Source organism: Rhizobium sp. GR12, assembly GCF_036596185.1.
GTDB classification, from domain to species: domain Bacteria; phylum Pseudomonadota; class Alphaproteobacteria; order Rhizobiales; family Rhizobiaceae; genus Agrobacterium; species Agrobacterium nepotum.
On record NZ_JASXTH010000024.1, the window covers coordinates 32814 to 44698 of the forward strand.

The 11885-nt window shown below is 60.0% G+C and carries 14 protein-coding genes; 8 read left to right on the forward strand and 6 right to left on the reverse strand.

Annotation, left to right across the window (positions count from 1 at the left end; all coding sequences use genetic code 11):
* The first annotated feature begins 14 nt into the window (after positions 1 to 14).
* From QSK43_RS26280 to QSK43_RS26290, 3 genes are all read left to right on the forward strand, one after another.
* The gene (locus QSK43_RS26280) at positions 15 to 728 is read left to right on the forward strand and encodes a substrate-binding periplasmic protein (RefSeq protein WP_332305917.1); all 714 of its coding nucleotides are present in this window, start codon (positions 15 to 17) and stop codon (positions 726 to 728) included.
* Positions 729 to 846: 118 nt separating this feature from the next.
* Positions 847 to 1563 carry an aminoacyl-tRNA hydrolase gene (gene pth, locus QSK43_RS26285; RefSeq protein WP_332305918.1) on the forward strand — a complete coding sequence of 239 codons (717 nt, stop codon included), beginning with the start codon at positions 847 to 849 and terminating at the stop codon, positions 1561 to 1563.
* A gap of 6 nt (positions 1564 to 1569) precedes the next feature.
* On the forward strand, positions 1570 to 2028 hold the full coding sequence (locus QSK43_RS26290) for a GNAT family N-acetyltransferase (protein ID WP_332305919.1): 459 nt from the start codon (positions 1570 to 1572) through the stop codon (positions 2026 to 2028).
* Between the two features lie 5 nt (positions 2029 to 2033).
* On the opposite strand, the gene clpS is transcribed toward QSK43_RS26290, so the two are convergent.
* The gene (gene clpS, locus QSK43_RS26295) at positions 2034 to 2345 is read right to left on the reverse strand and encodes an ATP-dependent Clp protease adapter ClpS (protein WP_332305920.1); all 312 of its coding nucleotides are present in this window, start codon (positions 2343 to 2345) and stop codon (positions 2034 to 2036) included.
* A gap of 15 nt (positions 2346 to 2360) precedes the next feature.
* Here clpS and QSK43_RS26300 point away from each other — a divergent pair, with 15 nt between their 5' ends.
* The 4 genes from QSK43_RS26300 to QSK43_RS26315 all read left to right on the forward strand — a co-directional run bounded on the left by QSK43_RS26300 (position 2361) and on the right by QSK43_RS26315 (position 4927).
* Complete coding sequence (locus QSK43_RS26300; RefSeq protein ID WP_332305921.1) at positions 2361 to 2495, forward strand: hypothetical protein; 135 nt, start codon at positions 2361 to 2363, stop codon at positions 2493 to 2495.
* Positions 2496 to 2560: 65 nt separating this feature from the next.
* Complete coding sequence (ychF, locus tag QSK43_RS26305; protein ID WP_332305922.1) at positions 2561 to 3664, forward strand: redox-regulated ATPase YchF; 1104 nt, start codon at positions 2561 to 2563, stop codon at positions 3662 to 3664.
* A gap of 325 nt (positions 3665 to 3989) precedes the next feature.
* Positions 3990 to 4463 carry a MaoC family dehydratase gene (locus QSK43_RS26310; protein ID WP_332305923.1) on the forward strand — a complete coding sequence of 158 codons (474 nt, stop codon included), beginning with the start codon at positions 3990 to 3992 and terminating at the stop codon, positions 4461 to 4463.
* Positions 4460 to 4927, forward strand: coding sequence for a MaoC family dehydratase (locus QSK43_RS26315; RefSeq protein ID WP_045019024.1), 468 nt, complete (start codon positions 4460 to 4462; stop codon positions 4925 to 4927). Before QSK43_RS26310 ends, QSK43_RS26315 begins: the two co-directional genes overlap by 4 nt.
* A 48-nt stretch (positions 4928 to 4975) precedes the next feature.
* On the opposite strand, the gene QSK43_RS26320 is transcribed toward QSK43_RS26315, so the two are convergent.
* From QSK43_RS26320 to petA, 4 genes are all read right to left on the reverse strand, one after another.
* Positions 4976 to 5518: an adenine phosphoribosyltransferase gene (locus QSK43_RS26320; RefSeq protein WP_045019026.1), complete on the reverse strand. Its 543-nt coding sequence runs from the start codon at positions 5516 to 5518 to the stop codon at positions 4976 to 4978.
* Between the two features lie 216 nt (positions 5519 to 5734).
* Entirely contained in the window at positions 5735 to 6619 is an 885-nt protein-coding gene (locus QSK43_RS26325) for a cytochrome c1 (RefSeq protein WP_332305924.1), read from the reverse strand.
* Between the two features lie 22 nt (positions 6620 to 6641).
* Positions 6642 to 7925: a cytochrome b gene (locus QSK43_RS26330; RefSeq protein ID WP_045019032.1), complete on the reverse strand. Its 1284-nt coding sequence runs from the start codon at positions 7923 to 7925 to the stop codon at positions 6642 to 6644.
* A 14-nt stretch (positions 7926 to 7939) separates the two neighbouring features.
* Positions 7940 to 8518: a ubiquinol-cytochrome c reductase iron-sulfur subunit gene (gene petA / locus QSK43_RS26335; protein ID WP_045019034.1), complete on the reverse strand. Its 579-nt coding sequence runs from the start codon at positions 8516 to 8518 to the stop codon at positions 7940 to 7942.
* Between the two features lie 310 nt (positions 8519 to 8828).
* Between petA and QSK43_RS26340 the strand changes: the two genes are divergently transcribed.
* On the forward strand, positions 8829 to 9761 hold the full coding sequence (locus QSK43_RS26340; protein ID WP_045019037.1) for an endonuclease/exonuclease/phosphatase family protein: 933 nt from the start codon (positions 8829 to 8831) through the stop codon (positions 9759 to 9761).
* Positions 9762 to 9770: 9 nt separating this feature from the next.
* On the opposite strand, the gene QSK43_RS26345 is transcribed toward QSK43_RS26340, so the two are convergent.
* On the reverse strand, positions 9771 to 11639 hold the full coding sequence (locus QSK43_RS26345) for an ABC transporter ATP-binding protein (RefSeq protein ID WP_442967890.1): 1869 nt from the start codon (positions 11637 to 11639) through the stop codon (positions 9771 to 9773).
* Positions 11640 to 11885 lie beyond the last annotated feature (246 nt).

Below are 11885 nucleotides of genomic sequence, written 5' to 3' on the forward strand. Positions count from 1 at the left end.
GGCGGGGAGCAGCCATGGGATTGATCCGCTTTTGCCTGATCTTTCTTGTCCTCGCCAGTCCGGCCGGCGCGGCCAAGCTTTTCCTCACGACCGAGGTCTACCCCCCTTACAATCTGCAGGCCAGCGATGGCAGTGTGGGGGGCGTCTATATCGACCAGCTCAAGATCGTGCTCGAGGAAACCGGCACCGAATACGAGGTCGCCGTCATGCCTTGGGCGCGGGCGATCGCGCTGGCCACAACGCAGGCCATGCACTGCGTTTTCGCCACGGCGAGAACCCGCGAACGGGAAAAGCTTTTCAAATGGGTCTCACCGATCCACAGCGACCGCAACATTCTCGTGGCGCGCCACAATGCGGATATCGATGTCTCCAGTCTGGAGGGCGCGAAGAAATACCGGGTCGGCACCCAGCGCGGCGACTATACCGAAACCCTTCTGGAAATGCTCGGTTTCCCGCATGTGGATGTCGGCGCGGACTTCCAGATCACACTTCACAAGCTGAAAGCCGGGCGCATCGACCTGATGCCCATGTCGGAAAGCACCTTCAAAAGCCTGCCCGCGAACACCTTCAAGGAAGTGACGACACTGTCGCGGCAACAACTGGGCCTTGCCTGCAACAAAAGCGTTCCCGACGAGATCATCGCGAAATTGCAGGCCCGGCTGGACAGGCTGATCGCCGATGGAACGCAACAGCGGATATTCGACCGCTACAATCTCGTCAGCCCCTGAGCGGTCGCTCCACCTCCCCGTAAATCCATAAAAGGCCCAAAGTCCATAAATAGATTGACAGTCGACGGATTTCGGGGTGGTGACAACAGCATCGTCAGGAAAAACTCGGACATGCCCCATGAAGATCATCGCAGGACTTGGTAATCCCGGCGCGCAATATGCGGGAAACCGTCACAATATCGGCTTCATGGCGCTCGATGCGCTGCAGCGCCTGCCCTCTTTCTCGCCGTGGGCGAGGAAATTCAAGGCGGAGATTTCCGAAGGCGAGATCGATGGCGAAAAGGTCCTGCTGATGAAGCCGCTGACCTACATGAACCTGTCGGGCGAGTCCGTCGGCGAGGCCATGCGCTTCTTCAAGCTTGCACCGGCCGACATCATCGTCATCCATGACGAACTCGATTTGCTCGCCGGCCGTGCGCGCATCAAGACGGGCGGCGGCCATGGCGGCCACAACGGCCTGAAATCGCTCGATGCCCATTGCGGCAAGGAATATCGCCGCCTGCGCCTCGGCATCGGCCATCCCGGCGACAAGGAGCGGGTGCACGGCCATGTGCTCGGCGATTTCGCCAAGACCGACCGGGTCTGGCTCGATCCGCTGCTGGACGCCATCGCCGACAACGCCGCCATGCTGCTGAAGGGAGAGGATTCGCAGCTGATGAACAAGCTGGCGCTTGCCACGGGCAGCAAACCGGATGCCGAAAAACCGGCCAAGGCGGCCAAACCCGCCGCGCAGTCCCACATCCATCAGGCGCGCAACAGCGCTCAGCCGAAAAAGCTGCCGGAAACCGGACCGATGGCCGAAATGCTGAAGCGGATGTTCGGCAAGAAGGATTAGATCGCTATGTCTTCAGCGACCATCGCCCTGCGTGAAGCCGGTCCCGGCGATCTGCCCAGCCTGCTTGAACTTTATCGGGTGCTCAATCCATCCGACCCGCAATTGACGGTGGAAGAGGCGAACTCGGCTTTCACCGCCATGCTCGACCAGCCCGGCCTGACCGTGTTTCTCGCAACGGATGGCGGAAAACCCGTCGCGACTGCCACGCTTCTGGTCGTTCCGAACCTGACGCGCGCCGCCAGCCCCTATGCACTCATTGAAAACGTGGTGACGCTGGAAACCCATCGTGGCCGAGGATATGGCCGTGCGGTGGTGCGCCATGCCGTCGAGGCCGCCTTTACTGCGAATTGCTACAAGGTGATGCTGCTGACCGGGTGCCAGCGCCCGGAGGTCCATGCCTTTTACGAAAGCTGCGGTTTCGTGCAGAACAAGACCGGTTTCCAGATCCGTCTAGGTTCGGCATAAAACCATCACTCCTCCGGCTCAGTGGTGAACATCAGCGGAAATCCCGCCTCCTTTCCGAGATCGGTCGCCTCCTTGGCCTTGGTCTCGGCAATATCGCGCTCGCAGATAACCACGACAGCGCTGCCGAAGCGGTGCGCGGTCATCATCACCCGGCGGCCGGTATCCTCGCCCATGTGGAAGACCGACTTCAGCACTAGGGTCACGAAGTCGCGCGGCGTGTAATCGTCATTCAGCAGGATGACCTTATAGAGCTTCGGCCGCTCCAGCTTCGGTTTGACTTTCGGTTTGGGCTTGAGGTCGACAGGACTGTCACTCATCGGAAAATCCCCACGATGACGAAAGATCGGTCGCTTGACCCGCATATATTGCGCCGCAACCGCACTATCGACAACCCCGGGCGCGGCACTCGCGTGAAATTCCGCGCCATTCGCGGGGCTTTGCCCGCCCAAATCGGCCTGCGGGCTTGACCTTGCACTGCCCTTTCCGCAAAAGGCTCCTCAACGAATTCTTTCAAACGGACAGGTTTCAAGCCATGGGCTTCAAATGCGGTATCGTCGGGCTGCCGAATGTCGGCAAGTCCACCCTCTTCAACGCGCTGACGAAAACAGCGGCCGCACAGGCCGCCAACTATCCCTTCTGCACCATCGAGCCGAATACCGGCGAGGTTGCCGTGCCGGACCCGCGCATGCAGCAGCTCGCGGCCATCGCCGGATCGAAGGAAATCATTCCGACCCGCATTTCCTTCGTGGACATCGCCGGCCTGGTGCGCGGCGCATCGAAGGGTGAAGGCCTCGGCAACAAATTCCTGGCCAATATCCGCGAAGTCGATGCCGTCGTGCATGTGCTGCGCTGCTTTGAAGACGACGACATCACCCATGTGGAAGGCCGCATCAATCCGGTTGGCGATGCCGACACGATCGAGACGGAGCTGATGCTCGCCGACCTCGAAAGCCTGGAGCGCCGCGTCGAGCAGACGCGCAAGCGCGCCACCAGCAAGGACAAGGAGTCCTTGGCCCAACTGCCCGTGATGGAAGCCGTAATCGCGCTGCTCAACGACGGAAAACCAGCACGTCTGCTTTTGAAGACGCTGGCCGACGAGGAAATCGAAATCCTCAAGGGCCTCAATCTCCTGACGTCGCACCCGGTGCTTTATGTCTGCAACGTCTCGGAAGCCGACGCATCGTCCGGCAACGAGCACACCGAAGCCGTCGCAGAGATGGCAAAGCAACAGGGTGCCGAATGCGTGATCATCTCGGCAGCGATCGAGGCCGAAGTGGCGCAGCTTCCGGGCGATGAAGCCGAGGAATTCCTCGCGGCGCTGGGGCTTACCGAAGCCGGTCTCGACCGGCTGATCCGCGCTGGCTATCACCTGCTCGACCTCATTACCTATTTCACCGTCGGCCCGAAGGAAACGCGCGCCTGGACGATCGTGCGCGGCACCAAAGCGCCCGCCGCCGCCGGCGTCATCCATACCGATTTCGAACGCGGCTTCATCCGCGCCTTCACCATCGGCTTTGACGACTACGTCGCCTACAAGGGCGAAGTCGGCGCCAAGGAAGCCGGCAAGGGGCGCGACGAAGGCAAGGAATATGTCGTCCAGGACGGCGACGTCATCCACTTCCGCTTTAATACCTGATCGGGACTGAAGCCGGTTGGTGCTTCGACCGCTTCTTTTGAAGCGCTGATCGAAGTGCCCCAGACATTGCGGCTTGTTTCTTCTCCCCGCCGGGGAGAAGGTGACCCGAAGGGTCGGATGAGGGGCGAGGTTAGCCGTAGACTGAGAGCTTGCCCTCTCATCCGCTGTCGCGACCTTCTCCCCCGCCAGGAGAAGGCGACATGCCGCACTAGCTCGCTCCATAACATCTCCCTACGCCGTACCCGCATCCCCCGATTTGACCTTTACGTAAAGGGAAAAATCATTTTAGATGCCGGCGATATTGACTGTGCGAAGGGAGGAAACCATGGCGCCGGTCGCGACATATGCCTATGAGGATTTTTCCGTTGGGCGAGAATTCCCCCTCGGACCGCAATCGATTTCCGCAGAACAAATCATCGAATTCGCCAGCGAATTCGACCCCCAGCCCATGCATCTGTCCGAAGAGGCTGGCCGCCAGAGCATTCTCGGCGGGCTGGCGGCTTCCGGCTGGCACACCTGCGCCCTGCTGATGCGGATGATGGCGGAGAGCTACATCAGCAATTCAACCTCGCAGGGCAGCCCCGGCATCGACTATGTCGACTGGAAAAAACCCGTTCTGGCAGGCGACACGCTTTCGGGAAAATCCATCGTGCTGGAACAGCGCACCTCCGGCTCGCGCCCCGGCATCGGCCTCGTGAAATTCCGCCACGAACTTTATAACCAGCGCGGCGTTCTGGTATCGCACGGGGAAAACACCGTGATGTTCCTGATGCGTGCGGATGGAGGCGTTGCAGCATGAGACTGGCAGAACTTTCTCCCATCGGCGAACGCGTCACCCTCGACACGCTGCATTTTTCCGCCGAAGACATCGTCCGTTTCGCCCGCGATTTCGATCCGCAGCCCTTTCATCTCGATGCCGAAGCCGCCAGGAACAGCGTCTTCGGCGCGCTCTGCGCTTCCGGCTGGCACACCGGCGCGGGCTGGATGAAATGCTTCCTCTCCCATTGGGCGAAAGAAGTGAAGAGGCTGAAACAGCAGGGCCTCGAGCCGCCGAGATTGGGACCCTCTCCCGGCTTTCGCGAACTCATATGGAAGAAACCGGTCTTCGCCGGAGACGACGTAACCTATTTCGTCACCCTGCTCGACACCCGCCCGCTGGAATCAAGGGCCGGAGTCTGGCTGAACACTACCTTCAACGAGGGCGTGAACCAGTCCGGAGAAACCGTTCTGACCTTCCGGAGCGGGGTTTTGGAGTTCGAATAGCTGCTGGCCGGGGCAAAATGACTTTTGCAGATTGCCTCGGACACCGCCTCAATGGCCCGAAAACTCCACCAGCGTCCGTACTTCGACGCCAAGGTCTTCCAGCTTCTTGCGGCCGCCGAGATCGGGCAGATCGATGACGAAGCAGGCGGAGACGATGTCCGCGCCCATCTGCCGCAACAACTTGACCGCACCTTCGGCGGTGCCGCCGGTGGCGATCAGGTCATCGACCAGAATGACTTTTTCGCCCGGCTGCACGGCGTCCACATGCATTTCCATTTCGTCCACGCCGTATTCCAGGCTGTAGGCAACGCGCACGGTGGTGTGCGGCAGCTTGCCCTTCTTGCGGATCGGCACGAAACCGGCGGAAAGCTGATGCGCCACTGCCCCGCCCAGAATGAAGCCGCGCGCTTCCATGCCGGCGATCTTGTCGATCTTCGTTCCCGCATAAGGCTGCACAAGCTCATCCACCGCGCGGCGGAAAGCGCGCGGATTGCCGAGCAGCGTCGTGATGTCCCGGAAGATGATGCCCGGCTTCGGATAGTCGGGAATGGAGCGGATGGCAGCGGAAAGCTCCGAAGCGATAACGGTCATGGTATTTCCGGTTAGATTGGGAAATGGATCAGAAGGTTCGGGCTATCCTATCAACTTGACGGCTGCGGACCAACTAAAAAGGACCAGCGCTCATTCCAACGCATCGTCATTCCTGTCGTCGAACCTGCCCAAGGCCAGCGGCATCCTCCATCGAAACATGAAAAGGCCCCCACAGAAGACCATGGGGGCCAATGATTGCAGCTATTTAAAACCGGCTTAATGTTCCTTTTTGGCGTAGACCGATTTCTTGGTGAGATAGATCAGTGCCGTGAAGATGAACAGGAACACCATGACCATGAAGCCGGTGCGCTTGCGTGCTTCCAGATGCGGCTCTGCGGCCCACATCAGGAAAGCGGACACGTCCTTGGAATATTGATCCACCGTCTGCGGCGCACCGTCGTCATAGGTCACCTGATCGGCGCTGATCGGCGGCGCCATCTTCAGCGAGACGGCGCTGACGAAATACGGGTTGAAATGCGTGCCTTCCGACACTTCAACGCCAGCCGGCGCATCCTGATATCCGGTCAGCAGCGCGTGGATGTAGTCCGGGCCGCCTTCCTGATAACCGCCGATGATCGGGATCATGTCGATGATGAATTGCGGAAACCCGCGCTCCACGCCGCGCGCCTTGGCAAGCAGCGACATGTCGGGCGGAGCTGCCCCGCCATTGGCGGCGGCTGCCGCTTCATGGTTCGGAAACGGCGAGGGGAAATGATCGGAAAGCACGGCCTTGCGATTATACATTTCGCCTTCGGCATTCGGTCCGTCCTGCACTTCGTATTCCGCAGCGAAAGCCTTCACCTGCTCGTCGGAATAACCGAGATCGCCGAGCGTGCGGAAGGAAACGAGGCTCATCGAATGGCAGGCGGAGCAGACTTCCTTGTAGACCTTCAGGCCGCGCTGCAGCTGGCCCTTGTCGTATTTGCCGAAAGGTCCGGCAAAGGACCAGCTCTGCTCCTCGGGCTTAATGACCGGGAAGTGACCGCCGGCGATCGCATGCTCCGCCTTGGTGGCGAGATCATGGCTCTCCTCCGCCGCGAAAGCGGCGGCGGAACAGCTAATGGCGGCGATAAGCGCGATGCTTGTTACAAGCTTCTTCATTGTCGTCATCCTTCCTTCGCGCTCAGACTTCGGCGGCCGCTGGCGCGGCAGTCTTCTTGGCGGCGTTCTTTTCGAGAACGGCCTCGGTAATCGAATTCGGAATACGCCGCGGCGTTTCCACCAGACCGAGTACCGGCATGATGACGAGGAAGAAACCGAAGTAATAAAGCGTGCCGATCTGCGACATGACGACATAGAGGCCTTCCGCAGGACGCGATCCCAGCCAGCCGAGCAGGATGGCGTTGACCACGAACAGCCAGAAGAACATCTTGTACCAGGGGCGATAGACGGCGGAGCGAACCTTCGACGTATCGAGCCAGGGCAGGAAGAACAGCACGATGATCGCGCCGAACATGACGAGAACGCCACCGAGCTTGGAATCGATCGGCCCGACATTGAAGGTGATGGCGCGCAGCATGGCGTAGAACGGCAGGTAATACCACTCCGGCACGATATGCGCCGGCGTCTTCAGCGGGTCCGCCATGATGTAGTTGTCGGGGTGGCCGAGGAAGTTCGGCATGTAGAAGATGAACCACGCATAAGCGATGAGGAACACCGAAACGCCGAGCGCGTCCTTCAGCGTCGCATAGGGCGTGAAGGGAACCGTATCGGTCTTGCTCTTCACTTCCACGCCGGTCGGGTTGGTCTGACCGGTCACATGCAACGCCCAGATGTGCAGGATGACGACACCCGCGATCATGAAGGGCAGCAGGTAATGGAGCGCGAAGAAGCGGTTGAGCGTCGGATTATCCACCGCAAAACCGCCGAGCAGGAACTGCTGAATCCACTCACCTATGCCCGGGAAAGCCGAGAAGAAGCCGGTGATAACGGTCGCACCCCAGAAGGACATCTGGCCCCAGGGAAGCACGTAACCCATGAAGCCCGTCGCCATCATCAGGAGATAGATCACACAGCCGAGAATCCAGAGGATTTCGCGCGGCGCCTTGTAGGAGCCGTAATAAAGGCCACGGGCGATGTGCAGGTAAACCGCGATGAAGAAGAAGGACGCACCGTTGGCATGCATGTAGCGCAGCAGCCAGCCGTGGTTGACGTCACGCATGATCTTTTCGACGGAATTGAACGCGACCGTCGTTTCAGCGGCATAGTGCATGGCAAGCACGACGCCGGTGAGGATCTGCACGATCAGCATGACTGCCAGCATCGCGCCGAAGGTGTAGGCGTAGTTCAGATTACGCGGGACAGGGTAAGCGACGAAGCTGTCATAGATCATACGCGGCAAGGGAAGCCGCGAATCGATCCACCTCTCGATGCCGGTGGACGGCTGATAACTGGAATGACCACTCATGAATATCTGTCCCCTTATCCGATCTTGATCACGGTATCGGATGTGAATGCGAATGTCGGGATGGCGAGGTTCTGCGGCGCCGGACCCTTACGTATGCGGCCCGCCGTATCGTAGTGCGAGCCATGGCAGGGACAGAACCACCCGCCGAAATCGCCGGCCTGGCCGAGCGGAACGCAACCGAGATGGGTGCAGGAACCGACCATGACGATCCAGTTCTCCTTGCCCTGACCGGCGGAACGGTCGATGTCCGTCGCCTGCGCGTCGGGGGCAATGTTGGCGTTGCGTGCCACCGGGTCCTTGAGATCGCCGAGAGCGACCGCATTGGCTTCCCCGATTTCCTTTTCCGTGCGGTTGCGGATGAAAATCGGCTTGCCGCGCCACTTCACCGTCAGCGACATGCCCGGCTCGACCGCCGCCACATCCACCTCGATGGAGGCAAGCGCCAGCGTCGATGCGTCCGGGCGCATCTGGTCGATAAAGGGCCACGCGACTGCGGCGGCACCGACGGCACCCGTCATTCCGGTTACTAGATATAGAAAATCGCGACGGGTCGGTTCACCCGAGGCGTCGTGATTGGTTACGTGCTCGCTCACCGCTACACCATCCTCTGCGCTGTTTTTGCCATAAATCGCATGAGTCCTCCCGCTGTGATTTGATCCAAGACAAGCTCCGTCCCATCGTCTCGGTCATCCTCGCGGCGTTTGAGAAACCGCGTCATTCTGTTTGATCGCAAAATATTGACTGACTTGGCAAGAGCAAAGCACACAAAGCTGCCGTAATTCTGCTGGAAGGGCCGGATTTGTTTGTGATTTTTTCGCCGGCCTTGGCAGGTAAGCAACATTGTGCGCACCCTTGCGCCATGTTAGGAGACGCAAAGGGAGAGCTTGGAAAGCAGGGATTCGGATGACGGCGAAGCTCTCTTGCATGGTCTCCACCGTGGTGGCTGCCGTTCTTTTCATTGCCAGCCTGCGTTATGTGGCGGATTTCTGGCTTTTAGCCTTCGTCACCAGCTTCCAGCTTCACATTGCCCTCACCTGCATCCTGCTGTCATGCTTGGTGTTTTGGCTGACGCGCGACGCGGTTTCCGTCTTTCTGGTGGTCTGGTCGCTTGCGCTTGCCATCCATGCCGTCGCCATGCTCATGGAATTCTCCACATCCGCCACCGCGACACCCGGCGCCAGACCTTTCCGGCTATTGTCCTTCAACGTGCTGATGGATAATGCCGCCAATGCGGATGCGATTGCCGATACCATTCTCGAATCGGGCGCGGATGCGGTCTATCTGTTCGAGGCGGGTGCGCTGCAATCGGCTCTGCCGCGCCTTGAGCAAACTTACCCTCACAGGCTCGGCTGCTTTACCGGAACGCCGACCTGCGACCTGTTGATCCTCTCGAAACGGCCGTTGCTGGAGGGCCGTTTCCACAGCCTCAGCGATCTGCGCCGCGACCGTTTCGCGATCGCCAGCATCGATTTCGACGGCACGGAACTGACGCTCGCCGCAGGCCACATCACCAAACCCTATTTCGACGACTATCACCGGAACGAACTGGACGAAGTCAGCGAAATTCTCTTTCGCGTCACCGGGCCGCTCATTCTGGCGGGCGATTTCAACTCGGCAAGCATCGCCCCCGACATGCGCGACTTCCTCGCCGCCAACGACCTTAAAAAAGCGCCTTGGGAGCCCGCCACATGGCCGACGAAGGCGGGCCGCTTCGGCATCGCCATCGACCATATCTTCGCCCGCGAACCGGCAAGCCTGATGAAGACTACCCGCCTGCCCGACAGCCTCGGCTCCAATCATTACGGCCTGATGGCGGATTTCATGATCGGGAAATAGTCGCCCGCCCTATTGAGCCGCCTCATCGGCGGCGAGGAAGCCGCCCGACTGACGCGCCCATAGCTCCGAATAAAGACCGCCCTGCGAGACGAGATCGGAATGGTCGCCCTGTTCGACGATACGGCCCTGATCCATCACGATCAGCCGGTCGAGAGCGGCGATGGTCGACAGCCGGTGGGCGATGGCCAGCACCGTCTTGCCCTGCATCAACTCGTCCAGATTGCTCTGGATTGCCGCCTCCACCTCCGAATCTAGCGCAGAGGTCGCCTCGTCGAGCACGAGAATCGGCGCATCCTTCAGCATCACGCGGGCGATGGCGATACGCTGGCGCTGGCCGCCGGAGAGTTTCACGCCGCGTTCGCCGACATGCGCATCCAAACCGGTGCGGCCGCGCTGGTCCTCCAGCCTTGCGATGAAATCATCCGCCTTGGCCCGGCGCGTCGCCTCCAGCAATTGCGCTTCGGTGGCATCGGTTCGCCCGAACATGATGTTGTCTCTGATAGAACGATGCAGCAGCGACGTATCCTGCGTCACCATGCCGATATGGGCGCGCAGCGATTCCTGTGTCACCCTGGCGATATCCTGCCCGTCGATCAGGATGCGGCCTTGCTCGACATCGTAAAAACGCAGCAGCAGGTTGACGAGCGTGGATTTGCCCGCACCGGAGCGCCCGACAATGCCGACCTTCTCTCCCGCCTTGATGTCGAGATTGAGATGATCGATGACACCGTTCGTCCGCCCGTAATGGAAACTGACATTTTCGAAGCGGATGCTCGGCCTCTTCACTTCCAGCGCCGTCGCATCCGGCGCATCGACGAGACCGATCGGCTGCGAAATCAATTCGGCGGCATTCTGCACCGTGCCGAAATTGCGCATGATGCCGTTGAACTGCGTCATCAGCCGTCCGAGCAGAAAGTTGAGGCGCAGAACCAGCGCCAGCGTGAAGGCGACCGCACCGGCGCTGATCTTGCCGGACAGCCACAAATCGATGCACAGCGCCGCCATGGAGGTGATCATCACGCCCGAAAGCAGCGCCATGGAGGCACGCACGCCGGTGATGAACCGCGTGAACGTCATGGTCGCGTTTTGGAAAATATCGAAACCCTGCCGCATGTAGCGGTCATTGGCATCGTCGCGCCCGAACAGTCTCAGCGTCTGGATATTGCTGTAGGCGTCCACCATGCGGCCGGAGAGCATGGAGGCAGCCTCCGCCGTCTCTTTCGAATGGGAACGGATGCGCGGCACGAAATAACGCGCCAGCAGCGAAAAGATCGCCACCCAGACGAGCACGACGACGGCCAGCCGCCAGTCCAGCCCGCCGATCAGAAACAGCATCGACACGGAATAGATGCCGACGAACCAGACGCTTTCCATCAGCGAGGTGACGAGATCGCCCGCCGCCTGCCCGCCCGACCAGACCTTGGTGACGATGCGGCCGGAAAAATCGTTCTGGAAGAAGTTCAGCGATTGCCGCGCCACATGCATGTAGGATTGCCAGCGCACCAGATTGTAGAAACCGGGCGTAATGATCTGCTGGTCCACCAGCGCCGTGATCATCGTGACGATGAAACGCACGATGCCGATCAATACCAGCATGCCGACCAGTTCGCCGCCATGGGCGGCCAGCAACCCCGCCCAGCCCTCTTCCGGCTTCACGGTCGAGAGAATATCCACCAGCCGCCCGACGAACCAGAACAGCGCCGCCTCGATGGCCGCCGTCAGCCCACCCAGCACCAGCATGGCGAAGAACGGCGCCCTGGCCTGCGCGATATAGAACCAGATGAAGGCGAACGTACTTTCAGGCGGCCGCAAATCGTCCTTGCGGGCGAAGGGCTTTATCCAGTTCTCGAAATACTCGAAGATGCGGGTAATGACCATGATCCGGATATAGGCGGATTCCCGGAGCGGGAACAGCCGCTAGGCTTTCGGGAAGAGATTATATTTCGGTAACATTCGGGAAATGAAAAAGGGCGGGGAATGTTCCTCCCCCCGCCTCCGGATCGCAAACAACGTGCTACCCCCTCCGCCGTCATCCTCACCCTTGAGGCACTACTGTCCGGTTTAAATTTTGTAGACAAGGCGCACGGTGTTGATTCTACTTGTGTTCGAGCGTTTGGCGACGAT

What these genes read in the sequence shown, in the direction of transcription:
- QSK43_RS26340 (WP_045019037.1), top strand. Translation starts at nt 8,829, where the DNA reads ATGACGGCGAAGCTCTCTTGCATGGTCTCCACCGTGGTGGCTGCCGTT.
- QSK43_RS26300 (WP_332305921.1), top strand. Translation starts at nt 2,361, where the DNA reads ATGACGAAAGATCGGTCGCTTGACCCGCATATATTGCGCCGCAACCGC.
- QSK43_RS26290 (WP_332305919.1), top strand. Translation starts at nt 1,570, where the DNA reads ATGTCTTCAGCGACCATCGCCCTGCGTGAAGCCGGTCCCGGCGATCTG.
- QSK43_RS26330 (WP_045019032.1), bottom strand. Translation starts at nt 7,925, where the DNA reads ATGAGTGGTCATTCCAGTTATCAGCCGTCCACCGGCATCGAGAGGTGG.
- clpS (WP_332305920.1), bottom strand. Translation starts at nt 2,345, where the DNA reads ATGAGTGACAGTCCTGTCGACCTCAAGCCCAAACCGAAAGTCAAACCG.
- QSK43_RS26345 (WP_442967890.1), bottom strand. Translation starts at nt 11,639, where the DNA reads ATGGTCATTACCCGCATCTTCGAGTATTTCGAGAACTGGATAAAGCCC.
- pth (WP_332305918.1), top strand. Translation starts at nt 847, where the DNA reads ATGAAGATCATCGCAGGACTTGGTAATCCCGGCGCGCAATATGCGGGA.
- QSK43_RS26325 (WP_332305924.1), bottom strand. Translation starts at nt 6,619, where the DNA reads ATGAAGAAGCTTGTAACAAGCATCGCGCTTATCGCCGCCATTAGCTGT.
- QSK43_RS26310 (WP_332305923.1), top strand. Translation starts at nt 3,990, where the DNA reads ATGGCGCCGGTCGCGACATATGCCTATGAGGATTTTTCCGTTGGGCGA.
- QSK43_RS26280 (WP_332305917.1), top strand. Translation starts at nt 15, where the DNA reads ATGGGATTGATCCGCTTTTGCCTGATCTTTCTTGTCCTCGCCAGTCCG.
- QSK43_RS26315 (WP_045019024.1), top strand. Translation starts at nt 4,460, where the DNA reads ATGAGACTGGCAGAACTTTCTCCCATCGGCGAACGCGTCACCCTCGAC.
- QSK43_RS26320 (WP_045019026.1), bottom strand. Translation starts at nt 5,518, where the DNA reads ATGACCGTTATCGCTTCGGAGCTTTCCGCTGCCATCCGCTCCATTCCC.
- ychF (WP_332305922.1), top strand. Translation starts at nt 2,561, where the DNA reads ATGGGCTTCAAATGCGGTATCGTCGGGCTGCCGAATGTCGGCAAGTCC.